We start from the raw sequence: 24,493 nt of genomic DNA, 5'->3' as shown, positions 1-24,493 counted from the left end.
TATGACTAGTGAGACAACGTCGACCGCAACTGCGGCACCACTCGATACTGTGTATGCGAGCATTGATCGACTTATCGATCATGCTATCCATCATCTTGACTTAGATCCTCGCGATGCAGACTGGACGCGCAATCGCATCTTTGCCCTGTTTGATCTGTCTTCGTATCAACCAACCGGCGCAACAGCTGACGGACAGAGCATAGACGAACTCGTAGCTGGATTGTGTCAAGCTGCAATTGCAGCAGGACTGTTCACGCAAGACGAAAACACGTCAATCGCGGACGAAGTCATGGGTCTTCTATCAGCATCGCCGTCGGCTATTGACGATCGATTCAAGGAAATCGAATCACGCGGCGGCGCCGCACACGGCGGCATGCAGGCAATGCAATGGTTCTACGAGTACTGTGTCAACAACACGTACGTAAAAAAGAGCATGCTCGACCGCAATCCGCGATTCGACTCGCATGGCATCGTAGTCACCATCAATCTCGCCAAGCCAGAATTCAAAAACATGAAAAAAGCAGCAGCCGGTAACGCGGTTGCTGGCGGCTATCCTGCATGCACTATTTGCCACGAAAACGAAGGATTCGCGGGACGTAACAAGCGCACATTGCGCACTATCCCAGTCACGCTCGGCAGCCAACCGTGGTTCTGGCAATTCTCCCCATATGGGTATTTCCACGAACACGGCATCTGCGTGAACATGGAACATACACCCATGCACGTCGACCGCGATACCTTTACCCATCTGCTCGACTTCGTAGACCAATTCCCCGGATACTTCCTCGGCTGCAATGCTGCATTACCACGCATCGGCGGCTCAGTACTCGCCCACGACCACTATCAGGGTGGTGGCGAAATACTGCCCATGCTCAAATCTCCAGCATGGGCGTCACTCACCGTGCCACACCATGACAACACAATCGTAGAAATCCTCGACTGGCCAGGCACCGCAATGCGCGTCATCTGCCAATCGCGCGACGAAATCATCGCTATCGCTGACCTCATTCGCACCGCTTGGATCGACTACGATGACGCAGCAGCTGGCATCGCCAGCCATGATGCAACCGGCAACCGGCAATCAGCGCTCTCACCAAGCGTTATTCACACAGCGCGTGGATACGAAATGAACCTCATCTTACGCAATAACACGATCAGCGATGAGTATCCAGAAGGCATATTCCACGCTCACCCCGAATTCTGGCCGGTTAAACAAGAACCAATTGGTCTGATCGAAGCCCAAGGACTCTTCATCCTACCCGGACGACTCACTCGACAACTCAACGTAATCGAAGATGCGCTCGCTGCTGGTAGCGCTAAGCTACCGGATGAAGTCAGTGAATTCACGCTCGTTTGGGATGAGCTGAACACTGCCTTAGATGGTTCACGTGATCGCGATGCCATTCGTACAGCAGTGCGCGACGAACTCGGTAGCATATGTGAGCGTATTCTCGGCAATACCGCTGTATTCAAGAGCAAAGAACAGACGCTTACATTCCTCGAAGAACTTGGAATGCACGCCAATCGTGACTGACCAATCATGACTGACCAATCATGACTGATCGCAGATGATCGTGAGTATTGACGCAATCGTAAAAAACAGAAAGGACTCATAATGACTGAAGGACATCTGGTCGGTGTAGACATTGGTGGCACCAAAATCGAAGCAGTACTGCTCGACCCGAACGATACTGTCGTCGCATCGCATCGCGTACCAGCTCGCCGCGGCGGAAACAACGTCATTGAGGATGTTGTCACACTCGTACGCACAGTAGCTGGCGACCAACTTGCTGACGTGGAACGTATCGGTATCGGTACGCCAGGCCAAGTTGACTCGGCAACCGGTCGTATCGCAAACGTCGTCAATCTCGACATTGATACACTCGAACTTGGTTCTCTCATCGAGGAACAACTCGGGATACCAGTTCAAGTCAACAATGATGTGAATGCGGCTGCAGTAGGCGCAGAAAATGTCGTGTGCGGCAACGACGTTCGTGGCACAGTAGTCATGGTGAACTTTGGTACAGGACTTGCAGCGGGCATTCTTATTGACGGTGAACTGCAGCACGGATATAGCGGCGCAGCGGGGGAGATTGGTCATGTGCCGGTTGACCCAAACCAATTGCCTTGCGCATGTGGTCAACATGGTTGCTTGGAAACCGTGTGCTCTGGTGCATCGGTTGCACGATTATGGCCGACAGCAGACGGCGTGCCGCCTATGCCTGACTTGATTGCCAAAGCACGGAGCGGTGATGCTGAAGCACAGCGTGTGCTTGGCATGGTAACGCATGCGATTGTAGACACATTACAGATCGTCGCTCAGTCAGTTGACCCGCGCATGATCATTCTCGGCGGTGGCATGGCGAAAACTGGACAACCACTACTCGACGTAATCTCGGAAGAACTACAGCGGCGTGAAGCAGCATGCCCGTTCCTCGCTGGGTTAGATCTCAGCGCGCGTATTCAGCTTGCACCAGTCAACGAACCGCTCGGCGCAATCGGTGCTGCGCTCGCCTGATTGAACCAGTATTAACCTTCCTCAATGTAGTGACGTACAACAGCAATCGCACCACCGCGCAAAGTGATGTCAGTGCCGCACTGGCAACGACGAATTACACTACGGGCATGAAACTTTGACGTAGTGGTTCGATCAAGCCGTTCTTGCGCAGCCTCAAGAAACGCGTTGTTGATAATGTCAGCCGGACCGTACACACAGATATCAGTGATATCAAGCAGTCCAATAGGCATTGCCAAAGCAGCTGCTAGATACGTACCAGCTTCACGGATAATCCGCATTTGTTCATCGTGTGATAGTCCGCGCATGCGTTCGCGTAATGCAGTTGCTGAAATCATGCGTTCCATGCAGCCGCGCTTGCCGCACGGACATTCTGGCCCATGATCTGGATCGATGGAGATATGTCCAATTTCACCAGCTGCGTGACTTTCTCCGACTACCGGAACATCATCAATGAGTGCTGCTGCGCCGATACCTTGATCGTTACGGACAAACAGAAGATTTGGTCCACCTTGTCCGAAGAATCGTTCGGTGAGTATTGAACTGGTCACATCGTTGGTAATAGTAACTGGAATCCCAAATCGGCGTTCCAATATAGATTTCAGATCAACGTTGTGCCAGCCGAGCGCTGTAGATTCACGGATAACGCCGCGATCAATCACGCCAGTCGTGCAGATACCGATACCGATAATCCGGTTTACGTCAAGATCAGAACGCAACTCGTCAGCAAATTGAACGATAGTATCCACGTCAATATGGTTATCAGGGCCGAGTGCAATCTCCATGCGTTGCTGCGGAAGACCGAGTAAATCAGTAACGGCACCCTGTATGAGATGTTCTTGGGACAAGTCAATGCTAATAATGCGCAGTCGCGTAGTGTCGATACTCAGTAGCGTGCCGCGCTTGCCTTTGCCAGTGGATGCTGTTTCAAACCCGTTCTCACGAATCAGTCCTTCCTCGAGCATGTCATTGACCACGTCAGAGACAGCCACGCGCGACAAGCCAGTTCGACGTCCAAGCTCGGCGCGCGAGCACTGGTTCGATGGAAAGAGTAGACTGAAAATAAGAGACCGATTCCTGCGACGAACGTCGGAAGGGCTGGCCTTAGTGATCTTCCCCGGGGTATGCAGGGGGAATGAACCCGTGTAGGTATGTTCGGCCATGTGCTTTCCGCCTTTCCTTGACTGTCTCATATCGGTAAACGCTGTGGCGGGAGCACAACGCCGGACTCCCCAAACTGTCTTTTCATTATAGCGGTTGATTATGGCTTTACAAGCTGGAAAACGCCGAAAGATGGCGGTTTTCTATTTATGTAAGTATTATTAACAATTGCGGGTGTCGCTGTGGATGTCATGTATTGCATACAGGCCATCATCATACAGCGTTTCTCGATGGGAACCATAACTGTATCGACGAACGAGCGCAGGTCGTGTGAACGGCCATCGTACGTCGTACGCAACGAACGAAAGGATGACAATGACTGAAGTCATCATCGTTAAGAACGAAGACGAAGCTGGCGAAATCTACGCGAACTGCGTTGCCGGACTAATCAAGAACAAGCCGAATGCAGTGCTGGGACTTGCCACTGGATCAAGCCCGTTGGCTGCATACCGCGCATTGGCTGCAAAGGTCAAAGCAGAACACATTGATGTGTCTGAGGTGCGCGGCTTCGCACTTGATGAGTATCTGGGTCTACCACTCACGCATCCAGAGTCGTATCACTCGACTATTCATCGCACCGTGGTTGAACCACTAGGACTCAACCCGGATCTCGTGCATGTGCCGGGTGACGTGCTCGACGGTGCACCACTTGAAGATGGCGAGAAAATCGAGCATGCAGGCGCTGACTATGATGCTGCAATCGAAGCTGCTGGCGGCATTGACGTGCAGATCCTCGGCATTGGTACGGACGGTCATGTTGGCTTCAACGAGCCGGGTTCCTCGCTCGCTTCTGGTACGCGGGTGAAGACACTTGCCGAGCAGACTCGTATCGATAACGCGCGTTTCTTCGACAATGACATCAATCAGGTGCCGACGCACTGCATTACGCAAGGTATTGGCACGATTATGAAGGCACGTCACCTTGTATTACTTGCATTCGGTTCAGGTAAGGCTGAAGCAATTGAAGAGACTGTTGAAGGCGGTGTGAGCGCATTCTGTCCGGCATCTGCGCTGCAAATGCACCCGCATGCGACCGTGATCATTGACGAAGAAGCAGCGTCGCGTCTTCGTCACAAGGATTACTATCGTTACGCCTTCGAGCATAAGCCGGCGTGGCAAGGTATCTGATCGTATGTTTGGCTCCCCTGCCTGTGTGCTTTCACTCGTAGGGGAGCCGTTTGCTTGTATTTGGTAGATGTACGGCTACGTGGTCAAGGAAGGAACCTGACATGACCCAGACACGAGAGCAGACTGTGACTCAAGTAACGGCAGCACTCACCGGCAAGCCGACGCCGGTTGCTATCCACCGTGCACGTAAAGTCGATGCGCGCGGTGTACAAGATCATTATTGGGTGGTTTCGGATGCTCGTGGTGTGATTATCGCCACCGGAACCAATGAGGAAACGTTTGAATCTGCATGTCGTTCGGTCGGTATTGATCCAGCTGACGAGAGTGCAATTATTGACGCTAACGGGCGTATTCTTACGCCGGGTTATGTTGATATTCACGCACATGGTGCATGGGAGCATAGCTTCGATGATGGGCCAAAAGGCATTGATATTGCTCGTGCTGGGCACGCTGTACATGGCACTACTCGCCAAGTGCTGTCACTGATTACCAACCCGGTTGACGTGATGTGCCATAACCTTGCGAACGTGCGTAAGGCAATGAGCGCGCGTCCAGATATTCTCGGCGCGCATCTTGAAGGACCATTCCTCGCATTGTCGCGTAAAGGTGCGCACGACCCGGAATGTCTCAAAGATCCTGTGCCTGAGCTCGTTGACGAGTTGCTGACTGCGGCGGACGGCTGCATTCGACAAATCACTATCGCGCCTGAACTGCCACACGGTATCAGTGCAATCAAACAGTTTGCTGCAGCTGGCGTAGTGCCTGCAGTCGGCCATTGCGACGCGGACTATGAGACCGCTCAACGCGGTTTTGACGCTGGTGCGGGCATCATGACGCATATGTTCAACGCAATGAATGGATTACATCACCGCAAGCCCGGTCCAATTCCGGCGGCCGTTGAAGACCCGCGGGTGATTATTGAACTGATCAACGACGGTTTCCATGTGCAGAACCCTATGGTGCGACTCGGATTTGGTTTTGAACCGCATCGTATTGCGTTCGTTACCGACGCTATGGCTGCCACTGACTGTCCGGATGGTGCATACAAGCTCGGAGCTCTCGACGTGAATGTGGTTGACGGTCATGCGCGTCTTGTATCAAACGGAGCGATTGCTGGCTCGACTTTGCTCCTCGAGGTTGCTGTACAACGTGCAGTACTTGAACTCGGGTTTGAAGCTCCTGCAGCTGTTGAAGCAGCGACGCTCACACCGGCGCGTGCTCTCGGCCTCGACCGGCCAAACCCGGTTACCGGAGCGCCGCTTGGCTTACTTGCTCCGGGTTACGCTGCTGATCTACTTCTCAGTGACCCGGCTACGTGGCAAGTCAACGAAGTATGGTGCGCCGGTCGCAAGGTGCGGTGAAATGACAGTGTACTAACACGCGTGACTGTGTGACTGTGTGACGCCGATGAGTGACTGACAATCCAATATTCGGAGAGTGAGTCTATCATCGGCGTCACGCGTCTCGCGTCCATTATTGCAGAATGAGCTGGCTTGCGGAATATTTTCGAATACGATCCGGCGTAGAGTGCGAAGAACCTTGCCAAGCACGGCATCGACTTCGAACAGGCCCAGCGCATGTGGGACAACTCGAAGACGGTGACGCTGATCGCTCCGAATCCCGGCAACGACGTGCGTTACATTGTGCTCGGCATGATCGACGGCAAACATTGGACGGCGATCACGACCAAGCGAGGCAAGCGCATCCGCATCATATCCGTACGCAGGTCACGAAAGAACGAGGAGGCATACTATGACAGCCAAGACTAAGCTCGATGCGAAGTCGATCACTAGCGACCAGCTTGAGGAGATGTTCGACAACGGCGACGGCATTCTCGACTACGTCGATCTGGAGCATCCCGTGGTCGAGCATCATCCCCCGCTGGAGAAGCGCATCACGTTGACGATGCCCGCATGGATGGTCAGCGAATTGGACGATGAGGCTGCAGAACTGGCGATCAGTCGCAACGCTGTCGTCAACACATGGATTGCTGACCGTCTACGAGCTATGCGTCAACGTGAGGCCGTCCACGCCTGACCTCTCAAACAAGGAAAAGCCCCCGATCCTGCCGCGAACTGTGGTGAAGGTCGGGGGCTTCGTGTCATTCGGTCTTGAAGACGCGGGCCCTGAGGGCACTTGCGCCGATGGCTACCCCCTCAGTCGATTTCACCGACAGTTCGTCCTACAATTAAGGACGTGCTGTTGCGCGCGTTGTGGCGTTGGCTCGCCTGTTGGCTCGCACAGCACCTACAAACAGCTCTGCTGTTTGCTTAACGGTGCTGTCCTGACAAGTGGAGTTATTTTTCTAACTGAGGGGTAGTGAATTCGTTGACAAAGTAATGACGCAGGGTACTGGATGTTCTTATTTTGTGGCGAGGCGGAAGGCGAGGTCTACGGAACCGACGTTGTAGCCGGTTGAGGCATAGGTGCCGATAATGGTGCTGTCAATACTTCACTTTGAAAATGGAAGTGAGTGTGTAATTCAGTCAATGTAAGTGAACTGATTTACCATGATATAATTGATCATATTGGACATATTGGTCATATTGAAAGGAGTGGGGCATGAGTATCGCCATGATCGAAACCGAGCCGGTGAAGGCTGGGAGTCCTTTCATTTTACAAGGTAATGGGCGAACCTACGCGTTGGATGAGACTGCGTTTAATGCTGCAATGGACGCTGCAATGGCGGCATCGGGATATGCTCGTATCATCGGGACTGGTGAAGCTGCCCGTATCCTTGGGCTATCGCGCAAGACGGTGCAGCGTATTTTGGATGATGGTCGTATTCCGTTCCGTCGCAATGGCGAATCTGGCAATCGCATGATGCGTGAATCTGACGTAATCGCCTACCGTGACGCTATGCGCTCTGATCGTAGTCGTTCCCTTGCCAAGTTGCGTGACATGGCGGGAGATATGGGCTTGTACGTCCTGCCTGACAGCGAGTAGGAGGATTTGTGGTTCAGTTTTCTATGTCGTATATATGACGGTAATCCGCAGATCGCTGATGCAGCGATACGACGTATGATTGAAAATAAGAAACATCCGCCACGAACTCTAGCGGAAGAATATGCAGGTCTTGACAGGGCAGGACTACATAAGTTTGCTCGCCGTATTGTCGCGGGCTGAGTCATGCAAACAGGATGAGCGGGTTCACGGAATGTTTTTATTGGAGTTTCAGTTGAATCGCGTTTACTGTAGCAAGATGTAAAGTATGTTAATATGTATTCAAAAATGAATGCATATTAATGAAAGAGTTTTGTGTTATGGACAGTGTAAGCCTATTAGATCATTTGATTCCTGTCAGCGAATTTAATCATGGTGGAGCTTCTAAGGCATTTAATAGTGTCTCGGATGGTAACCCCCTTATTGTGCTGAAAAATAATAAGCCGTCTGTTGTCATTATTAGCCCCAATGATTACCGTAAGTTAACTGAAGCTCAGGAGGATTTTGCGCTCTATCTCGAAGCGAAAGAGCGTATTGCAAATGCGAATGGTGAATATCTGACGCATGAAGATGTTTTCGGTGAACCTGCATTCAACTACTCTGATGCAGACCTCGCGGATGTGGAGATCGACTGACGTGGGGCAGATTGAGTGGGTTGATGTCTATACGAAGGAGGCTAAGCGTGACCTTGACAGGCTTAAGGAGCCGCGAGCTACCCGAGCGAAGAAGCTCATAGCTAAAGTCAAGCAGAATCCTTTGCCGTTTACTGAGGGAGGATATGGCAAGCCTCTTGGTAATAAACGCGATAATGATTTGTCTGGGCTATTAAAGGCCAAGCTACGTGGTGACGGGATTCGTATCGTATACAAATTGGAACGTTCGGAACGCGTCATGAAAATCATTGTGATAGGCGTACGCGATGACATGGAGGTCTACAAAGAAGCCTCTCGTCGTAATGCTATATAACCACGATCGAAAAAGTTAACTCGGCACTGTCCTGACAGGGGGGGCTGTCGTTGCAGACGACTGAGGGGTAGTTACACGGGTTGAACGTTCCAAGGGTGTGACTACCCCTCAGACCGCTTTGCGGCCAGCTCGTCCTGCATTTATGGACGTGCTACGCACGCGTTGCGTTGGCTCGCCTGTCGACTCGCACAGCACCTACAAAAAGCTCTGCTGTTTGCTTAACGGCACTGTCCTGACAAGGGGAGCCATTTTTAACTAAGGGGTAGTGAATTCGTTAACAAATCTAGATATTTCTTATTTTGTGGCGAGGCGGAAGGCGAGGTCTACGGAACCGACGTTGTAGCCGGTTGAGGCGTAGGTGCCGATGATGGTACCGTCCGGTTCTTTGCGTGTGACAAGAATCATGGGGAGCTTGTCTGGATCAACATACATGCCACGAGTCAAACGCTCGTAAGTGGTTTCATCACAACGCCATACTGGGGGAGCGGTGTGACCTGTGCGAGTAGACAGCTGGTCAAACATCGTACGTAGCGTCGCGCTGAGTGGCGCGTCAACAGGACACGCAACGAACGCAACCGGTACAACGTCGATTGCATCATCACCACTGTCAGAGTTGCCAACAGTCATGCTCTGTGCAGCAAATCCGCCACGAGTGAGCCGCGCAATAAGCTCGTCTAACACGTGAATGCTCGGTTCGGAACCGTGCGCGTCGAGAATCGCAACAATACCACGACTAGCAAGCATCTCAGACAGTTTGCGCGTATGCTGCGAATCATCGTCGGCAGCCGTATGGAACGTTGCATCGTCAACGACAATATGTTCTAACAACTCATCTTCACTCGGTTCGCGCATTGCCAGCGTAACCGACTTATCCTGCCCATTACGCAAATCGAACGTCAGTTCATTCGTCTGCTGATTGCCATTTGGCAAACGAACTGTGGTAATCAGACGGTATCGTCCAACTTCGAGTGTGAGCGGCATACGATCGTCTTGCCACGGCTCGTTCCACAAATCTAGTGACGAAAAATCAGTGCCTTGCTCAGTATTGACAAGTCGACCGAGACTCCAATCCGTACCATAAGACGGATGTGAACCGTGTGGTGTGACGACAGTAAGCTGTGCAGTTTGCGCGATTACTGGCTCAGTAACGGATGTTGGTGTCGCCAGCTCAGCTGTTAAACTGGCTGTTGGATTTCGGAATGCGCCATCACAGTATACTTGCGGTTCTCCTGTTTGCGGGTCGAACCGTGCGGGTATGCCCAGTGCGCGACATATTGAGACGAACGCTATTGCTGTGGAACGCGTCGTCGTCACTCCAGTTGTAAGTACGCCAGTAGGACAGATAGGCTGCGGTGTTTCCGCAATCGTTTCCACGACATGATCACGCAGATACTGCCATACTCGCAAAGGTTGTTCACGCAAAGACTCAATATCCGCGTCCTTCGCAAGCATATGTTGCAATTGTTCGCGGTCGCCAAGCAGCGGCTCATAAGCAACTCGCGAATTCAACACATAGCGCACATACCAATGCCAACGATCGGCTGGGTTACGATCAGACAGCACGTGTTCAAGCGTATAATCTCGCACCGTCGCAGCAGAACAAGCAGCATCATTCAAAGCCTTGATAGATACGTCACACAAGTCTTTACTACTCAATGCGGTGAGTAATGCAAGGCGATCCGTATCCGGTACATGCGTTTGCGTAGCCGTATTATCACTCGACAACAAGAATCGCGCAATAACCGGGGCATTTGCACCAGCTGAGGTAAGTAGACGCTGCAGCACATCGCTGTTCGCAATATCGGTATCGCTGTTCGTAACAGCAGCAATACAATCAGATGAATAACGCTCTGACAGTGATTGCCGAGTCGCGTTATCAACTAAAGCATCGAATCCACGAACTCGCGCAGTACGCAACGTTTCAGCATATGCGCGTCGTGCAATCGTACGACGCTGCTGCTCATCAGTCAACGGCAAACTACGCGGCGTACCACTAGGAGGTGCGACAAGATCAATAGACGACCATACTCTGTCGCGATCAAGTGACTCAGTATCGTCAGTCACAACAGGCACGACGACTGTAAGCTCGTGAATTGTAGTCGTATCCACCATGTGATCAGCAGTACGATCACCAGCACTAACGTGCACACGAACACTGCCGCAGCCAAGCGTCATATGCGCCTCGCCATGATCACTAGTGCGAGCGGTAGCAATCGGATAATACTCAGCCATATTCAATAGCTCAAACGACACGTGCGCATCTGGCATAGGTCGACCACTATCATCCACAACGTGCACCAGCAGATCAACCGTAGGCGCATAATCCGCAGTCAGATTGCACAACAACAGTGACTCATCGCCTCCAGCGCTCGCGGACACATCCACATTGCCTTCGTTAAAATCGCAGAATACGCGAGCATGCACCAACATTGCGCGAGTCGAAGCCTTATCGAACCAGCCTCGATCTGGTACCTCCTCAGGCTCACAAGCTCCGAGAAAACGCCAACGGCCATCCACATATGCTTCGACCCACGCGTGATTGTCATCACAGTGCGCCCAACGCGGTGTATATACTTGGCGTGCCGGAATACCGATCGCACGCAAAGCGGTGACAAGCAGCGTTGACTCCTCACCACAACGTCCAAGCCCAAGATTGAGCGCGCCGATCGCATTGAGCGTGCGTTCATCGGACGGATGATAGGTAACATGCTCCGCGCACCAATAGTTCGTTTCCAACATGGCGTGCGTGGCATCAAGATCGTGTACACGGTTAATGAGTTCGCGATAGCAGAGCGGGCGGCAATCAGCTAATGCTTCATTGTTAATACGCGGCCAAAAAACGAAATGAATAAATATGTCGAGCGGTAAGTTCCGCGTCCAATCCATCGTGCGACGAAGCATGAGCGCATGATCGACAAACGATAGGAGTGTAGACGGGTCATCGTCAATGATGTCGTTACAAGGCAGCGAACCGTAGGCGAGCTTCATGAGAGTGAGTCGGTCGCCATCAAGCGTGGACAGTAGATCGGATATGTGGGGGAGCGTGGCGATCAGATGCGAGCGCTCAGCATATCGGCGGTCGGCGTAGTCGCGCAACTCGTCGTCGAGAAGGGAGAAAATACTCATAAGTCTCCATCATACGTGGCAAGTACGCATAATGAAGACTTATGAGCATTTCCTCATGTGACTAATATCTTAGGAAGCTCTTAATGATATTAGTGGAGCTGATCTTCTGTGATGAAGAAGGCGTGTGCGTCGCCGTGAGCCTTGTTTTCGATATAACGGCGGAACAAGGTGAGACGTTCGACAGTACTGGCTGCGAGTGGCTGGGGGAGATCATCGAGATCGAACCAGCCGACGTTAAGGCTTTCCTCATCGCCAACGAATGGCTTTGCATTACCTCCCGGCTTCAACGTGCACAGGAATGAATGGTCCATGTACATTGTGTTGTCGCCGTTTGCATATGTGATGACCTTGTTAGATGAGATCACCGCTACCAAATCGGTGACGATTGCATCGACTCCGGTTTCCTCTTTGATCTCACGGATCACCGTGTCACCGGGCTGTTCGCCTGGTTCGTTGATCCCGTACACCATAGCCCATTCGCCGGTGTCGGAACGACGGCCAAGTAGGATTCGGCCTTCGTTATCGAGCACACAACCGGTTACGCCCATCAGCCATAGGAGATTATGGCCGATTTTCTCACGTAATTTGAGTACGAAGTCTGGAGTTGGCATGGAACTACCTTTATCTCAGAACGCAGGGGTAGCAGCAGCGCGATCAGCCATCCACTGCTCTACTTCGTCAATCTGCTTTGGAATACCGGCAGACAGCCATTCCGGACCATGCTCAGTCATAAGCACATCATCCTCGACACGAATACCGATGCCGCGCATTTCTGGAGGCAGCAGCAGATCGTTCTTTGCAAAGTAGAGGCCCGGCTCAATGGTGAAGATCATACCCGGAGTGATCTTGGCGCCCTGATACGACTCGTAACGTGCTTGAGCGCAATCATGCACATCAATACCAAGATGGTGTGCCACGCCGCAGGCAAGCCAACGACGATGCTGCTGACCTTCAGGAGAGAGGGATTCTTCCACGTCAACCTTGAGAATACCCCACTCATGCAGACGCTCAGCGATCACGCGCATGCACGCATGATGAATATCCGAATACGTGGCGCCCGGCTGAGCTGCCTCAAAACCAGCCTGCTGAGAGTCGAGTACGGCCTGATACAGACGCTTCTGCAATTCAGTGAATTTACCGCCCACTGGGAATGTACGCGTGATATCGGCAGTGTAGAGGCTGTTGACCTCAACACCTGCATCGATAAGCAGCATGTCGCCTTGACGAACCACACCCGTGTTGCGCATCCAATGTAGAATCGGCGCATGCTCACCTGACGCGATAATCGTGTCATAGCCTAGACCGTTGCCTTCTTCACGAGCATTCGAGTTAAACGCGCCTTCGAGCATACGCTCTGAATTTGGCTTATCGATTACGCGCGGCAGACGAGTCAAAATACGATCAAAACCGTCCTTAGTAGCGGCGATAGCCTTACGCATCTCATTGATTTCGTAAGAATCCTTGATCATACGCGCTTCAGCAGCGAATTCGTGCAGCTTATCGTCATCTGCAGCATTCTTATCCGGATCAGCGTAACCATTTGCTTCACGGATACCTTCGACCATTGCAGTAATCTGCGGATCTGCATCAGCGATCACACGCACACGTACTGCTCCAGCTTCAGAACCGACATCCTTGCTCAGAGCATCAGCAAGCTGCGCAATATCATGAGTTTCCAAACCGGTCATTGCATGCAGTTCCTTCAAACCAGCACGCGGGCCAACCCAATACTCACCGTAATGCGGATCACGGTAGTAATCTTCGGTAGAGTTATCTGCACGCGGCGCCACAAAGAGTTCAGCGACATGCGTCTTACCTGCTTTGGCTTCCTCAGAATCTGGGTCTACCGGATTGAGCACAAGCACGGCGCCCGCCTCGTAATCCTGACCAAGGCCCGTGTAGTAGGCAAACGATGTGTCCGGACGGAACATGTAATCACAATCGTTATTACGCACCTTCGGCTGACCGGCAGGAATCACCAGACGTTCACCGGGGAACGCACGACCGAGCGCTTCAAGACGTGCCGGAGTGAACTGTGAAGACTCCAATGGCTCAACTTCAGGCTCCTGATTGTCCCAACCAGTCTTCATGAATGCCTTGAATGCGTCACTGTTCGGACGCAGCGAACGGTTATTTACTCGATCGCTCATTGGCTGGTTTGCACCCGGCGCGCTAGCCTGCTCCTCAGCTTCGTATGCCTTGTCCTTATCGGTCACCACTTCACTCACTGTTTGTGCTCCTTTACTGTGCATATAAATGCAGTGTTGGATACTTCCATGCCATATCGTAGTCCGAATAATCTTTTCAGCATGTTTCGTGGGTCATAGAGCATTTATCTCGAAAAGCCGAGATAGATAATCACCTTGATACATGTCAGTAGTAAACGGTCCAAATCCAGTGTCAGAGATATCGAACCCGTGTGACATGAGTTCGTCACCGCCATAAGTGAACTGCAAGGCTGGTAACGGGAATTGAGTATCATGCACACTGTATGTTGTTGTCGGATCGAGTCCAGCTAGTTTCAACAGTCTGTAACCCTCATTTAATGGCATGATCATGCGATAATACCCAACGAGTGCATGCCGGCGGTCAGCTGACACTACCATCCAAGCGGCTTCTGACCCCTGTTGTAAGCCGACTTCAGACTCTTCAAATGGGCTGATCAGACGCCAGAATGTACCTGTGTCAATGAGCCCGCGATGCGCTTTCATAAACGCGATCTGATCACGCACTTGTCGCTGTTCATCGTCAGACATTGCATTGACATCCAGCTCGTATCCAAACGTGCCGAAATATGCCACATCAGCTCGCGTTTTCAACGGTGTGACACGCATAATCTGATGATTCGGTACTGCTGACACGTGACTGCCCATACTCGAAATTGGGTACGCATACGATGTACCAAATTGAATTTTCACTCGCTCTACAGCATCGGTATCGTCAGAAACCCAGCCTTGTGGAGCGTAATACAACATGCCAGGATCGAATCGTGCTCCGCCAGAAGCGCACGATTCAAACAACACTTTGGGGAATGTGCTCGTCAGCCTCTCATACAACGCGTACATACCAAGGATTTGCCGATGCAAGAGCTCTCCTTGAAACTCACGAGGCCGGCCTTGCGAGAAAACATCAGTGATACTGCGATTCATATCCCATTTGACATACGATACCTTGCCAGATGAGAGTATCGCGCTCATTGCTTCAAACAGGTAGTTGACTACGTCCGTCTTACTGAGATCAAGCACGTACTGATTACGCCCCTGCAGCGGCTCACGCCCTGGAACTCGAATCATCCAATCAGGATGGGCTCGATACAGATGAGAATCTTTGCTGATCATCTCCGGTTCAAACCACAGTCCAAACTGCATGCCCAACGCATTGATCTTAGATGCTAATCCTTCAATCCCATCAGGTAATTTACGCCGATCAGCAACCCAATCACCGAGAGAGCTCGTCGCATTATCACGATGACCGAACCATCCGTCATCTAATACGAACAAGTCAATACCAAGTTCATGCGCTTTGCTAGCAATTGACAACAGTTTCGCCTCATCGAACTGCATGTACGTCGATTCCCAGCTGTTGAGCAAAATGGGTCGTGGACGGTCACGCCAATACCCGTGAGCAAGTCGCGTACGCAATAGCGTATGCAATGCCTGACTGAGTGCATTCAACCCGTCACACGTGTAAACAGTAATTGCTTCAGGCGTTTGAAAAGCTTCACCGGGTGCAAGCGTCCATGCGAACCCCTGCGGATGAATACCCATCATCAGTCGAGTGACATGATAATTGTCAACTTCCACTGAGCCAAGAAAATTGCCACTGTATACCAGCGCTGTGCCGATTGCTTCGCCTTGAAACTCGTCAGTATGTGGACGTTTGAGCACAAGGAACGGGTTAAATTGATGGCTACTATGACCGCGTAGGCTGTAGATCTCTTGCACGCCAGTATGAATGCGGAACGTTTGAGGATGACGTTCACGCCCCCATGCGCCGGTGAACTCCATCATGTCCCAATTCGCGTCTGGAAGGTCAAGATTAGTGCTTAGTGCACGTTGCAATATGACAGAGCTATTACCGTCATTAATAAATTGCACATTGCGTGTAATCACTGGCAGATCGCGATAAATAGTGTACGAGAGAATCAGTCGTAGACGCAGCAGGTCATCTCGCAAGGTAATAGCGAGTGTTTCAGCTTCATCATCATGCTCCACATATGTAGCCGGAAGTCCTGCGAGCTTAGGTTTACCAGAATGAATCTCATGTGACACATAACGAAAATCAGCATTGCGTGCACCATCCGGCGTTTCAATCACACACGCAACATTGCGCAGATCACCGTTGCCATTAACCGGATACTCTTGCTTAATATCTTCCATCGAGAAATCGCCATTGCCTTCAAACGGGCAAGGCGCCATATCTCGATGTGCTGCGACAAGCATGTGTTCGAAACCATCACGATCTGCTAACGGAGCGCCAAAGTACAACTGCCCGAGCTGCCCATTAGGCAATATCATGCTGATATAGCTAAAACCGTAACCCTGCAAGTGAAATACTCGACCTGAGCTATGAAACGTGATGTTCATCATCACTCCCTCCGACTGTCGTCACAAGCCTCACGTGTATTTACGACTATGACATTGCATGATCGTATTGTGCAATTCGTCATCATTATCTACATTATTCACCGGCTCATAAGCACTCTGGTCGATAATGTGGACCGGTGTAATCGGATACCAATGAGTTTGAGCAATCACATCTTCAGTACGATCAAACGGTAGTGTAATGAGTTCACAGACTGAATCATCTGGAAACGATATGTCATCATAGGGAGGCATCACATACTGTGGCAATATGCCAATAGTGTCTTCTCCACGAACCATGTGTAGCATGTTGTATGCGTGTTGAACCCTTACTGGATACCCCACATCGTGTAACGCTAAGGCGACTCGTATAGCATCAGCACACATCGGATAAGCTGCACTGCCCAGTTGCAGTATCCACCCATTATTAGCATGTAACGGCATAAGCGTGAGCCATGAAAACGATGGGCCCGGAAGTATTTGCCACGTATACTCATCTGCTCGGGAATCTGCAATCCATGATGCAAATTCTTGTGGCGAACTGCGGTCAAGCATCTCCAGTGATGTCTGCCCTCGTGGGTTCGCATACCGGCGATACCAGTCTTCAGATGAGTGGGCATCACATGGAGCCGGCAGCTGCATAGTGCTATATACGACACGGCACACGTCAAAATAATCATTCAGCGTGAACAAGGCTACGCTGCAGGCTTGCTTAGATTGAGTATGCAGTGCTTGGGCGCAAAATACTGCTTCAAATCGACGTATATCTTCATCGCTGACAATACTTCGAACATAGGCGAGACTTTCAGGGAAAACCGTCCAATAATCCTTACGAGACAGCACGCCGGTGCGCATAGTGAACGGCAGCTGTTCACGCACCCAAGTGTTATATGTTCCCTGAGCGCATTGACGAACGCATTCTTCAACACCCGTAATTAGCCACGACATGAGCTGCATAACAAAAGCTGGGTCATCATCGTCTGGTGCGTGGGCAATAAATCGGATTGACAGACGATCATTGATGGTGAGTCGGCGAACATCGTCATGTTCGGTGTAGGTAAGTCGATACCATTGACATTCCTCTGGGTAACAGGCCAGCCAATGCTCTTTAAATTGCTCATACGATTCGAATACACCGTCACCATGTGGATCATAAGTGCCAAATGCTTCAATTGGCCCGCGCTCAGAAGTAATCCATAATGAGCGAGTATCGTGCAGCGGCACAATATTGTGCAGTAGCGCGATCAATGTCTGTGCATACAGATCAAGCGGAAGGATGAGGTCCGGTGAATGTGAGTTATGTATGTGCATGAGACTATCAACTTCGGGCGCATATAAGGTTGCGGATGTCATGATCACTCCTTTCTATAGATCGCGACACTGCGCTGTGTGGTATCAATAGTGATATCATATCGGTCGTACAAATGTTCGATTGGCGTGTTTGGCGTGTCGAAGTCGTTCTCAAGCGGCCCGGGCATGCGATATGGTGAGCCTAGACACGATGCTGAGGAGGTGCGCTATGCCTGATGAAAGCGATCGATATGTGTATCGCATCCACTGGTCGAATGAGGATAATGGATTTGTCGCGACTGTGGCAGAACTGCCTGATCTCAGATTCATCGCGCAGTCATCAGTAGACGCGCTTGCCGGACTGCGTGTCATGGCTTCTGAACGTGTCGCCGCATTGCGGAGTAAAGGACAGACTGTCCCTGAGCCATTTGAAGAACGCCACTATTCGGGACATATTATGCTGCGCGTGCCTCCTGAAGTTCATCGCCGTTTGACGATCGAAGCTGCTGAACAAGGCGTTTCGCTCAGTCGACTTGTACAATCTCGTTTGGCTTAACGGTCTTACTTAGCCGCGTGGAATTGTGCTCGAGCTATGTGACATGATGAGGTCAGTCAATATCGGCAAAGGCATAAGTCTTGTCTTGCATGCCGGGCATGCGTATTCGTATACAGTCAATACCGCGAGTACAGTAACCAAACGTGGCACAGATTCATACGATTAAACGAGCGAGCGCAGACGTGAAATACCGGCAGATGACCGGTCAGCCAATCCGTCCACTTATTCTTAAGTTGTGTATTCCAGCGGTAATATCGAATCTGGTCACCACTGCGTATAATCTCACCGATACGTTCTTTATTGGACAGCTTGGTACTGCACAATCAGGTGCTATTGGCATCGCATTCTCGATTATGACTGTGCTGCAAGCTATTGGGTTTTTCTTCGGTAATGGCTCGGGCAACTCTATGAGCCGTGAACTCGGCAAACAGCATAATGAGCGTGCGGCGAAACTGCTTGCTATTGGTTTTTCGGGAGCGGTTTTATGCGGTTTAGCTGTGGCTATCATCGGATTAATCACGTTGCGCCCGCTCGTCATTGCACTTGGCTCAACATCGACAATTGCACCGTACGCAGTGCAATACCTTACGCCGATTCTGATCGCAGCACCTTGTGTATGCGGCTCATTCGCGCTTAACGGATTACTGCGTTATCAAGGACAGTCGGCGTTCGGTATGGCAGGGCTTGTATCTGGAGCATTGCTGAACTTTCTGCTGGCGCCACTATTCATCTTCGTATTTAATCTTGGTATTTTTGGAGCTGGACTTGCAACAGGTATTTGCCAGGCGACAAGTTTTATCATCCTAACGACGCTCAGTCGCAAGTTAGGCGTGATCAAACTGTCGTTGCGCAATTGCCAACCAGATGCGCTATTAATGCGTGAAATTATTGGTGGTGGTTTGCCGTCGCTTGTGCGCCAAGGAGCTGGTTCAATCGCAACCACGTGCGTCAATATCGCTGCCAATCCGTTCGGTGATGCAGCTATCGCAGGCATGGCAATCGTTATGCGCATTATGCTCGGCGCAAACTCGGTAATCATCGGACTCGGCCAAGGCTTCCAGCCAGTATGCGGTTATAACTACGGTGCTGGCCGATATGATCGAGTTCGGCAAGCATACTGGTTCTGCGTTAAACTGTCGACTGGCGTACTTGTCGCGATTGGAGCACTGGTCTGGATATGTGCGCCGCAACTGATCGGAATCTTCCGCTCTGATCCAGCCGTGGTAGAAGTAGGCGTGGCAGCACTACACTTGCAATGCGTGACGGTCGCGCTCAACGGCGTCAACATGATGGGCAACATGTCTACACAGACTATGGGAAAAACCGGCATAGCCTCATTCCTCGCCGTATGCCGTATGGGACTATTCCTCGCCCCAGCGGTGCTCATTCTGCCGCATTTCTTCGGCGTACTCGGCGTGGAAATGGCCCAATCCGTATCGGACGTGCTCTCGTTTGCGGTGACTATTCCAGTCCAGCGCAAGATTTTGCGTGAATTGCGCTAAGTGAGTAAATCTCGATCACGGCATATCAGTACGCTATGCATAGTTACGCACAACGGGGAAGAGGTCACGCATGGCACAAGCAGCGACAGACAACAAGCGTCCAATCCTGACATCAAAAATCTTCCTCTACGTCACCGAATTCTTCTCCGGCATGGCCGTTATGGCCGCAGAACTCGGCGCATCACGCTTACTCGCACCATACTTTTCCAGCTCGCAAATCGTATGGACCATCATCATCGGCACCATCATGATCGCACTCGCACTCGGTGCCGTATTCGGAGGCCGCTGGGCTGACCGCGACCCTAACCCCGACAAACTCTACATGCGCATCCTCATTGCAGCGGTATGGATCGCGCTTATTCCACTCGTTGGCAAATACGTCATCCTTGCAATCTCCGGACTCTTGATCGTCACTGTATCGACAAACTTTCTCGTTATCGCAGCATTCGTCAGCTGCATGATCATCTTCGTACCACCACTGTTTTTACTCGGTACCGTCACTCCAGGCCTCAACAAATTCGCCACCGACTCACTCGACGACAACGCATCCGTCGTCGGACGACTATCCGCATGCAACACGGTCGGCTCCATCCTTGGCACATTCCTGCCAACATTCGTCACGATTCCCGCAGTCGGCACCTTCGTCACCTTCCTCATTTTCTCCGGCGTACTCTTATGCCTGCCAATCATCTACTTCCTCGCCGCACGAATCCGTCGCATCGCATGCGCAATCGCTGTCGTCATTTTTATCGTGTCAGCAATCCTGTCACCAATGACCGGCTTCGCATTCTGGGAACGTCGTTCAACCATCGCATACGAAGGCGAATCAATCTACAACTATCTACAAGTCAAAAACCTCACTGACCGCACTATTCTCTCCACCAACGTACTGTTCGGCGTGCAATCAGTCACCATGAAACAGCCCGGACTAACTGGCATGTACTACGACACCGCACTCGCAGCTCCTGCGCTCGCCGATCAAGCTAACTCTGCGCTTATTCTCGGTATGGGCACCGGTACGTACGCGAGGCAGTTACGCCAGTATTATCCAAATATTGCAATCACTGGTGTAGAAATTGATCAGAAAATCACTGATTTAGCAGGAACATATTTCGACGAACCGGCTGACATTGACGTCAGTACGTACGATGGTCGCGCGTGGCTCGCAGCAAGCCACGATACGTACGATGTGATTATGGTCGACGCGTATCAGGACATCACGATTCCGTTTCAGATGAGTTCGACTGAATTCTTTACGATGGTGCGCAATCATCTCAATCCCGGTGGTGTGATGGTCGTCAATATGAACATGATTTCAGACGGAACAGGCTCAATTAACGAAGCGCTGACAGACACGATCTCGTCAGTATTTGGTTTTGCAAATGTGCGCACTGCGGATGTACCGAATACGACGAACCGTGAACTGTTTGCGAAAAAACTTGACGATTCGGCAGGGAGCAAGAATGCTGACGATGCGATGAGTGCGCTCTCGAATGCGGCAACGCTTGAGTCACGTACCTATGATCGTACGCACAGTCATGAGCTGGCAGCGACGATGGGCGCTGTAGCGCAGCGAATGACTGCCGTGAGCAATCCAGCAGATCGCGCGAACGCGACGATTTTGACCGACGACAAAGCACCGGTTGAAGTACTTGGTATGCGCGCGATCGACAACATTATTGCTGAGCAAGCTGGACCGTATCGTGACCTGTTACGCAAAGAAGGTATCGCAGGACTGCTCAGAGCAGTACAGTAAAGTGCGGCTACTAGATATGCTGATGAACCTTTTCATGCATTGAGATCGGTGCGACACGCGCAGGTCTGGGCATGTGGTATTATCTACAAGGCTTGAGAAATCAAGAAAGCGGGGTAACCCCACCTGGAAGCCTGTTATGGCCTCGGGTTCAAGGCAAGAGCCTAACTTCAGCTGTATAAGTTGAAGCGTATATCGCATGCAAGAATGCAGATATACATGTACGACACGGTATGTGTTGTAAGTAGCCGCGCGTTGACGTCGGCTGTGACTTGCTTTGAATCCGTCATGCATGGCAACCAATCGGGTGAACCGCTGAAGGAACATGAGGATTGGAGTCATCATTAGCGACGAACCACGCATTAACGACGAGATTCGCGTCTCCCAGGTGCGTCTGATCGGACCGAACGGCGAACAGGTGGGAGTCATCGCGACTTCCGTCGCGCTGAACCTGGCCAAGGAAGCGAACCTCGATCTCGTCGAGGTGGCACCCAACGCGAAGCCTCCGGTCGCCAAGCTCATCGATTACGGCAAGTTTAAGTACAACGAGAAGATCAAAGCTCGTGAAGCCCGCCGTAACCAGAGCACTGCGGAGATCAAGGAGATCCGCTTCCGCCTGAAGATCGACGACCACGACTTCGAAGTCAAGAGAGGGCACGTCATCCGCTTCCTAAGTGGCGGCGACAAAGTCAAGGTCACCATCATGCTGCGTGGCCGTGAACAGTCCCGTCCGATCGGCGGTGTCGAGTTACTGCAGCGTCTAGCAGACGACGTGCAGGAGTACGGCACTGTCGAATCTGCGCCTAAGCAAGAAGGCCGCAACATCATCATGACGCTTGCGCCTAAGGGCAAGAAGGTGCATACGCAGTCCGAACAGCGTCGCCGCGGAGACCAGTCCCGCGCCGAACGTCAGGCCCGTCAGGCCGCCCGTCTAGCCGCTAAGCAGGAAGCACAAGCTCAGGCTGTAGCTGATGCGAAGGCCACCGTGGCCGGTGCCGACGACAATACGACTTCCGAAAAGAAGTAACCAACAAGGAGGGCAGCAATGCCGAAGATGAAAACCAATTCCGCCGCGTCCAAGCGCGTCCGCATCACTGGCAAGGGCAAGCTGGTCCAGAACGGTAGCGCCATGCGCCACAACTTGGAGCACAAGTCTGCTCGCAAGCGTCGCGCTCTGAAGGCCGATGCCGTGCTGGCTCCGTCGCAGACCAAGGTTATGAAGAAGCTGCTGGGCCGCTGAGTCGCCTGAAGCCGAATTCGCGAAGATATTTTCAGAAAGCTGAGGAATAGATTATGGCACGTGTCAAGCGCGCAGTGAACGCCCACAAGAAGCGTCGCGTTGTTCTCGAGAGGGCTTCCGGCTACCGCGGCCAGCGCTCCCGCCTGTACCGCAAGGCTAAGGAACAGCTGCTCCACTCATTTACTTACAACTACCGCGACCGTAAGGCTCGCAAGGGTGACTTCCGTAAGCTGTGGATTCAGCGTATCAACGCTGCCGTCCGCGCTGAAGGCATCACTTACAACCGCTTCATTCAGGGCCTGCGTCTGGCCGACATTGAGCTCGACCGTCGCGCTCTCGCTGAGCTGGCTGTTTCCGATCCGGAAGCCTTCAAGGCTATCGTGGACGCCGCTAAGGCTGCTCTGCCGGAAGATGTCAACGCTCCTGTTGAGGCGTGAGCGTCGATTTTTTGACGACTTTCGTGTCACGCATCAATCGACACTAAACACAGATTGATGTAAAGCACGACATATTGTGTAACACCCCGCCAAAGTGCGGGGTGTTCGCATATCATAAAGCATCATGACAGGCACAATACGCGACGCGAACAGCGCAACAGCAGCTGTTGATATGGCAACAAACACGTCAAACACAGTGAAAACAGCAAGTGCCGCGTCGCACGCTGCCAGCACTGCACTTACTTGTCTACTCGATCGATTCGTCGCGCATATTGCTGTCGAACGCGGACTGGCAACGGCGACAGTCGAAGCGTACGAATCCGATCTCAACGCCTACCTTGTGTGGCTTCATGAACGCCGCAGTATTGACGACCCGCGTGCTATCAGCAGGCAAGATGTGGAAGACTACATTGCAGCACTTGATCAAGCCGGTGACGGCGCACGAAGTAAAGCGCGTCGTCTCGCCAGTATCCACATGTTTCACCGATTCGCTGTAGCCGATCATGCAGCCGAAGAGGACGCATCAGCGTCCATTAAAGCACCTAAAGGTGCCAGTACTTTACCTGACGTGCTCACAATAGACGAAGTCACGCGCTTACTCGATGCAGTTCCAGTTCCGGCAGATGCTGCGCAAGCTGCCACTTTGGACGGTGCAGCAGCCTTGCGCGATAAAGCATTACTTGAATGCATGTATGCCACGGGCGCGCGCGTTTCGGAAGCCGTCGGCATGAACCTTGACGATCTTGACCTCGACGATGCGCATGTTGTTCGGCTGATGGGCAAAGGGTCTAAGCAGCGTTTGGTTCCGATCGGCCATTATGCGTGCGAAGCGTTACAGCAATATTTTGCGCTCGGTCGTCCAATACTTGAAGCACGAATCCGATCAGGACATCCAGAACGACGTGCAGTTTTTCTCAATCGTCGCGGTCATCGATTATCACGTCAATCGGCGTGGCAGATCATTGTCGATACTGGCAAACGCGCGCATATCGATAAACCATTGCATCCGCATACCTTGCGCCATTCGTTCGCAACACATCTCATCCAAGGCGGTGCTGACGTGCGCACTGTGCAAGAACTTCTCGGCCACGCGTCAGTCACGACAACGCAGATTTACACGCATGTTAGCCCGGAAAATCTTATCGAAACGTATCTCACCGCTCATCCGCGGGCGAGATGAGTTGTAAGCGTTAAACTTATACAGGGGACTTATGCAAGGAACACACGACGCGAGCAGCGTCAACTTGACGGGTGAAGGTGCGATGATAAGAAACGTGAAATTTCAACAAGATG

At 51.7% G+C, this 24,493-nt stretch carries 23 protein-coding genes; 17 read left to right on the top strand and 6 right to left on the bottom strand.

Annotation, left to right across the window (positions count from 1 at the left end):
* The first annotated feature begins 1 nt into the window (after position 1).
* Together BHAP_RS01910 and BHAP_RS01905 are read left to right on the top strand one after the other, a co-directional pair.
* Positions 2-1,534 carry a UDP-glucose--hexose-1-phosphate uridylyltransferase gene (locus tag BHAP_RS01910; RefSeq protein ID WP_094729104.1) on the top strand — a complete coding sequence of 511 codons (1,533 nt, stop codon included), beginning with the start codon at positions 2-4 and terminating at the stop codon, positions 1,532-1,534.
* 81 nt (positions 1,535-1,615) lie between these two features.
* The gene (locus tag BHAP_RS01905) at positions 1,616-2,518 is read left to right on the top strand and encodes an ROK family protein (RefSeq protein WP_094729102.1); all 903 of its coding nucleotides are present in this window, start codon (positions 1,616-1,618) and stop codon (positions 2,516-2,518) included.
* Positions 2,519-2,529: 11 nt separating this feature from the next.
* Here the strand turns inward: BHAP_RS01905 and BHAP_RS01900 are convergent, their stop codons facing one another.
* Positions 2,530-3,678, bottom strand: coding sequence for an ROK family transcriptional regulator (locus tag BHAP_RS01900; protein ID WP_094729100.1), 1,149 nt, complete (start codon positions 3,676-3,678; stop codon positions 2,530-2,532).
* A 313-nt stretch (positions 3,679-3,991) separates the two neighbouring features.
* Between BHAP_RS01900 and nagB the strand changes: the two genes are divergently transcribed.
* From nagB to BHAP_RS01865, 8 genes are all read left to right on the top strand, one after another.
* Positions 3,992-4,804 carry a glucosamine-6-phosphate deaminase gene (nagB, locus tag BHAP_RS01895; RefSeq protein ID WP_094729173.1) on the top strand — a complete coding sequence of 271 codons (813 nt, stop codon included), beginning with the start codon at positions 3,992-3,994 and terminating at the stop codon, positions 4,802-4,804.
* A 101-nt stretch (positions 4,805-4,905) separates the two neighbouring features.
* Positions 4,906-6,165: an N-acetylglucosamine-6-phosphate deacetylase gene (gene nagA, locus BHAP_RS01890; RefSeq protein ID WP_094729098.1), complete on the top strand. Its 1,260-nt coding sequence runs from the start codon at positions 4,906-4,908 to the stop codon at positions 6,163-6,165.
* Between the two features lie 192 nt (positions 6,166-6,357).
* Positions 6,358-6,573: a BrnT family toxin gene (locus BHAP_RS01885; RefSeq protein ID WP_094729096.1), complete on the top strand. Its 216-nt coding sequence runs from the start codon at positions 6,358-6,360 to the stop codon at positions 6,571-6,573.
* Positions 6,557-6,841, top strand: a complete 285-nt coding sequence (brnA, locus tag BHAP_RS01880; protein ID WP_094729094.1) for a type II toxin-antitoxin system BrnA family antitoxin — start codon at positions 6,557-6,559, stop codon at positions 6,839-6,841. Before BHAP_RS01885 ends, brnA begins: the two co-directional genes overlap by 17 nt.
* Positions 6,842-7,366: 525 nt before the next feature.
* Positions 7,367-7,750, top strand: coding sequence for a helix-turn-helix domain-containing protein (locus tag BHAP_RS01875; RefSeq protein ID WP_094729092.1), 384 nt, complete (start codon positions 7,367-7,369; stop codon positions 7,748-7,750).
* 6 nt (positions 7,751-7,756) lie between these two features.
* A complete protein-coding gene (locus BHAP_RS12215) occupies positions 7,757-7,930 on the top strand; it encodes a VapC50 family PIN domain-containing toxin (protein ID WP_476693223.1) in 174 nt (57 codons plus the stop codon).
* A gap of 137 nt (positions 7,931-8,067) precedes the next feature.
* The gene (locus tag BHAP_RS01870; protein ID WP_094729090.1) at positions 8,068-8,382 is read left to right on the top strand and encodes a type II toxin-antitoxin system Phd/YefM family antitoxin; all 315 of its coding nucleotides are present in this window, start codon (positions 8,068-8,070) and stop codon (positions 8,380-8,382) included.
* Positions 8,366-8,713: a type II toxin-antitoxin system RelE family toxin gene (locus BHAP_RS01865; protein WP_094729089.1), complete on the top strand. Its 348-nt coding sequence runs from the start codon at positions 8,366-8,368 to the stop codon at positions 8,711-8,713. Before BHAP_RS01870 ends, BHAP_RS01865 begins: the two co-directional genes overlap by 17 nt.
* A gap of 294 nt (positions 8,714-9,007) precedes the next feature.
* Here the strand turns inward: BHAP_RS01865 and BHAP_RS01860 are convergent, their stop codons facing one another.
* From BHAP_RS01860 to BHAP_RS01840, 5 genes are all read right to left on the bottom strand, one after another.
* Positions 9,008-11,839 carry a transglutaminase-like domain-containing protein gene (locus BHAP_RS01860; RefSeq protein WP_094729087.1) on the bottom strand — a complete coding sequence of 944 codons (2,832 nt, stop codon included), beginning with the start codon at positions 11,837-11,839 and terminating at the stop codon, positions 9,008-9,010.
* Between the two features lie 89 nt (positions 11,840-11,928).
* Positions 11,929-12,450 carry an NUDIX hydrolase gene (locus BHAP_RS01855; protein ID WP_094729085.1) on the bottom strand — a complete coding sequence of 174 codons (522 nt, stop codon included), beginning with the start codon at positions 12,448-12,450 and terminating at the stop codon, positions 11,929-11,931.
* 15 nt (positions 12,451-12,465) lie between these two features.
* Entirely contained in the window at positions 12,466-14,067 is a 1,602-nt protein-coding gene (locus BHAP_RS01850; protein ID WP_094729083.1) for an aminopeptidase P family protein, read from the bottom strand.
* 93 nt (positions 14,068-14,160) lie between these two features.
* A complete protein-coding gene (locus tag BHAP_RS01845) occupies positions 14,161-16,356 on the bottom strand; it encodes an alpha-galactosidase (RefSeq protein ID WP_211279662.1) in 2,196 nt (731 codons plus the stop codon).
* Between the two features lie 99 nt (positions 16,357-16,455).
* Complete coding sequence (locus tag BHAP_RS01840; protein ID WP_143248705.1) at positions 16,456-17,670, bottom strand: hypothetical protein; 1,215 nt, start codon at positions 17,668-17,670, stop codon at positions 16,456-16,458.
* Positions 17,671-17,941: 271 nt separating this feature from the next.
* On the opposite strand from BHAP_RS01840, the gene BHAP_RS01835 reads away from it, so the two are divergent.
* The 7 genes from BHAP_RS01835 to xerD all read left to right on the top strand — a co-directional run bounded on the left by BHAP_RS01835 (position 17,942) and on the right by xerD (position 24,380).
* A complete protein-coding gene (locus BHAP_RS01835; RefSeq protein ID WP_094729077.1) occupies positions 17,942-18,268 on the top strand; it encodes a type II toxin-antitoxin system HicB family antitoxin in 327 nt (108 codons plus the stop codon).
* A 143-nt stretch (positions 18,269-18,411) separates the two neighbouring features.
* Positions 18,412-19,770 carry an MATE family efflux transporter gene (locus BHAP_RS01830; protein ID WP_094729075.1) on the top strand — a complete coding sequence of 453 codons (1,359 nt, stop codon included), beginning with the start codon at positions 18,412-18,414 and terminating at the stop codon, positions 19,768-19,770.
* 70 nt (positions 19,771-19,840) lie between these two features.
* On the top strand, positions 19,841-21,526 hold the full coding sequence (locus tag BHAP_RS01825) for a spermidine synthase (protein ID WP_244569246.1): 1,686 nt from the start codon (positions 19,841-19,843) through the stop codon (positions 21,524-21,526).
* A gap of 322 nt (positions 21,527-21,848) precedes the next feature.
* The gene (infC, locus tag BHAP_RS01820; protein WP_094729073.1) at positions 21,849-22,550 is read left to right on the top strand and encodes a translation initiation factor IF-3; all 702 of its coding nucleotides are present in this window, start codon (positions 21,849-21,851) and stop codon (positions 22,548-22,550) included.
* A gap of 18 nt (positions 22,551-22,568) precedes the next feature.
* Positions 22,569-22,763 carry a 50S ribosomal protein L35 gene (gene rpmI / locus BHAP_RS01815; protein ID WP_094729071.1) on the top strand — a complete coding sequence of 65 codons (195 nt, stop codon included), beginning with the start codon at positions 22,569-22,571 and terminating at the stop codon, positions 22,761-22,763.
* A gap of 53 nt (positions 22,764-22,816) precedes the next feature.
* Positions 22,817-23,200, top strand: coding sequence for a 50S ribosomal protein L20 (gene rplT, locus BHAP_RS01810; protein WP_094729069.1), 384 nt, complete (start codon positions 22,817-22,819; stop codon positions 23,198-23,200).
* 172 nt (positions 23,201-23,372) lie between these two features.
* Positions 23,373-24,380, top strand: a complete 1,008-nt coding sequence (gene xerD, locus BHAP_RS01805) for a site-specific tyrosine recombinase XerD (protein WP_094729171.1) — start codon at positions 23,373-23,375, stop codon at positions 24,378-24,380.
* The last annotated feature ends 113 nt before the right edge of the window (positions 24,381-24,493 follow it).

This window comes from Bifidobacterium hapali, from assembly GCF_002259755.1.
In the GTDB taxonomy this organism is placed as follows: domain Bacteria; phylum Actinomycetota; class Actinomycetes; order Actinomycetales; family Bifidobacteriaceae; genus Bifidobacterium; species Bifidobacterium hapali.
The sequence above is the reverse complement of the archived record's forward strand: the minus strand, read 5'-3'. Positions and strand labels throughout refer to the sequence as shown.

What these genes read in the sequence shown, in the direction of transcription:
- BHAP_RS01910 (WP_094729104.1), top strand. Translation starts at nt 2, where the DNA reads ATGACTAGTGAGACAACGTCGACCGCAACTGCGGCACCACTCGATACT.
- BHAP_RS01905 (WP_094729102.1), top strand. Translation starts at nt 1,616, where the DNA reads ATGACTGAAGGACATCTGGTCGGTGTAGACATTGGTGGCACCAAAATC.
- BHAP_RS01900 (WP_094729100.1), bottom strand. Translation starts at nt 3,678, where the DNA reads ATGGCCGAACATACCTACACGGGTTCATTCCCCCTGCATACCCCGGGG.
- nagB (WP_094729173.1), top strand. Translation starts at nt 3,992, where the DNA reads ATGACTGAAGTCATCATCGTTAAGAACGAAGACGAAGCTGGCGAAATC.
- nagA (WP_094729098.1), top strand. Translation starts at nt 4,906, where the DNA reads ATGACCCAGACACGAGAGCAGACTGTGACTCAAGTAACGGCAGCACTC.
- brnA (WP_094729094.1), top strand. Translation starts at nt 6,557, where the DNA reads ATGACAGCCAAGACTAAGCTCGATGCGAAGTCGATCACTAGCGACCAG.
- BHAP_RS01875 (WP_094729092.1), top strand. Translation starts at nt 7,367, where the DNA reads ATGAGTATCGCCATGATCGAAACCGAGCCGGTGAAGGCTGGGAGTCCT.
- BHAP_RS01870 (WP_094729090.1), top strand. Translation starts at nt 8,068, where the DNA reads ATGGACAGTGTAAGCCTATTAGATCATTTGATTCCTGTCAGCGAATTT.
- BHAP_RS01865 (WP_094729089.1), top strand. Translation starts at nt 8,366, where the DNA reads ATGTGGAGATCGACTGACGTGGGGCAGATTGAGTGGGTTGATGTCTAT.
- BHAP_RS01860 (WP_094729087.1), bottom strand. Translation starts at nt 11,839, where the DNA reads ATGAGTATTTTCTCCCTTCTCGACGACGAGTTGCGCGACTACGCCGAC.
- BHAP_RS01855 (WP_094729085.1), bottom strand. Translation starts at nt 12,450, where the DNA reads ATGCCAACTCCAGACTTCGTACTCAAATTACGTGAGAAAATCGGCCAT.
- BHAP_RS01845 (WP_211279662.1), bottom strand. Translation starts at nt 16,356, where the DNA reads ATGATATTGCCTAATGGGCAGCTCGGGCAGTTGTACTTTGGCGCTCCG.
- BHAP_RS01835 (WP_094729077.1), top strand. Translation starts at nt 17,942, where the DNA reads ATGCCTGATGAAAGCGATCGATATGTGTATCGCATCCACTGGTCGAAT.
- BHAP_RS01825 (WP_244569246.1), top strand. Translation starts at nt 19,841, where the DNA reads ATGGCACAAGCAGCGACAGACAACAAGCGTCCAATCCTGACATCAAAA.
- infC (WP_094729073.1), top strand. Translation starts at nt 21,849, where the DNA reads ATGAGGATTGGAGTCATCATTAGCGACGAACCACGCATTAACGACGAG.
- rpmI (WP_094729071.1), top strand. Translation starts at nt 22,569, where the DNA reads ATGCCGAAGATGAAAACCAATTCCGCCGCGTCCAAGCGCGTCCGCATC.
- rplT (WP_094729069.1), top strand. Translation starts at nt 22,817, where the DNA reads ATGGCACGTGTCAAGCGCGCAGTGAACGCCCACAAGAAGCGTCGCGTT.
- xerD (WP_094729171.1), top strand. Translation starts at nt 23,373, where the DNA reads ATGGCAACAAACACGTCAAACACAGTGAAAACAGCAAGTGCCGCGTCG.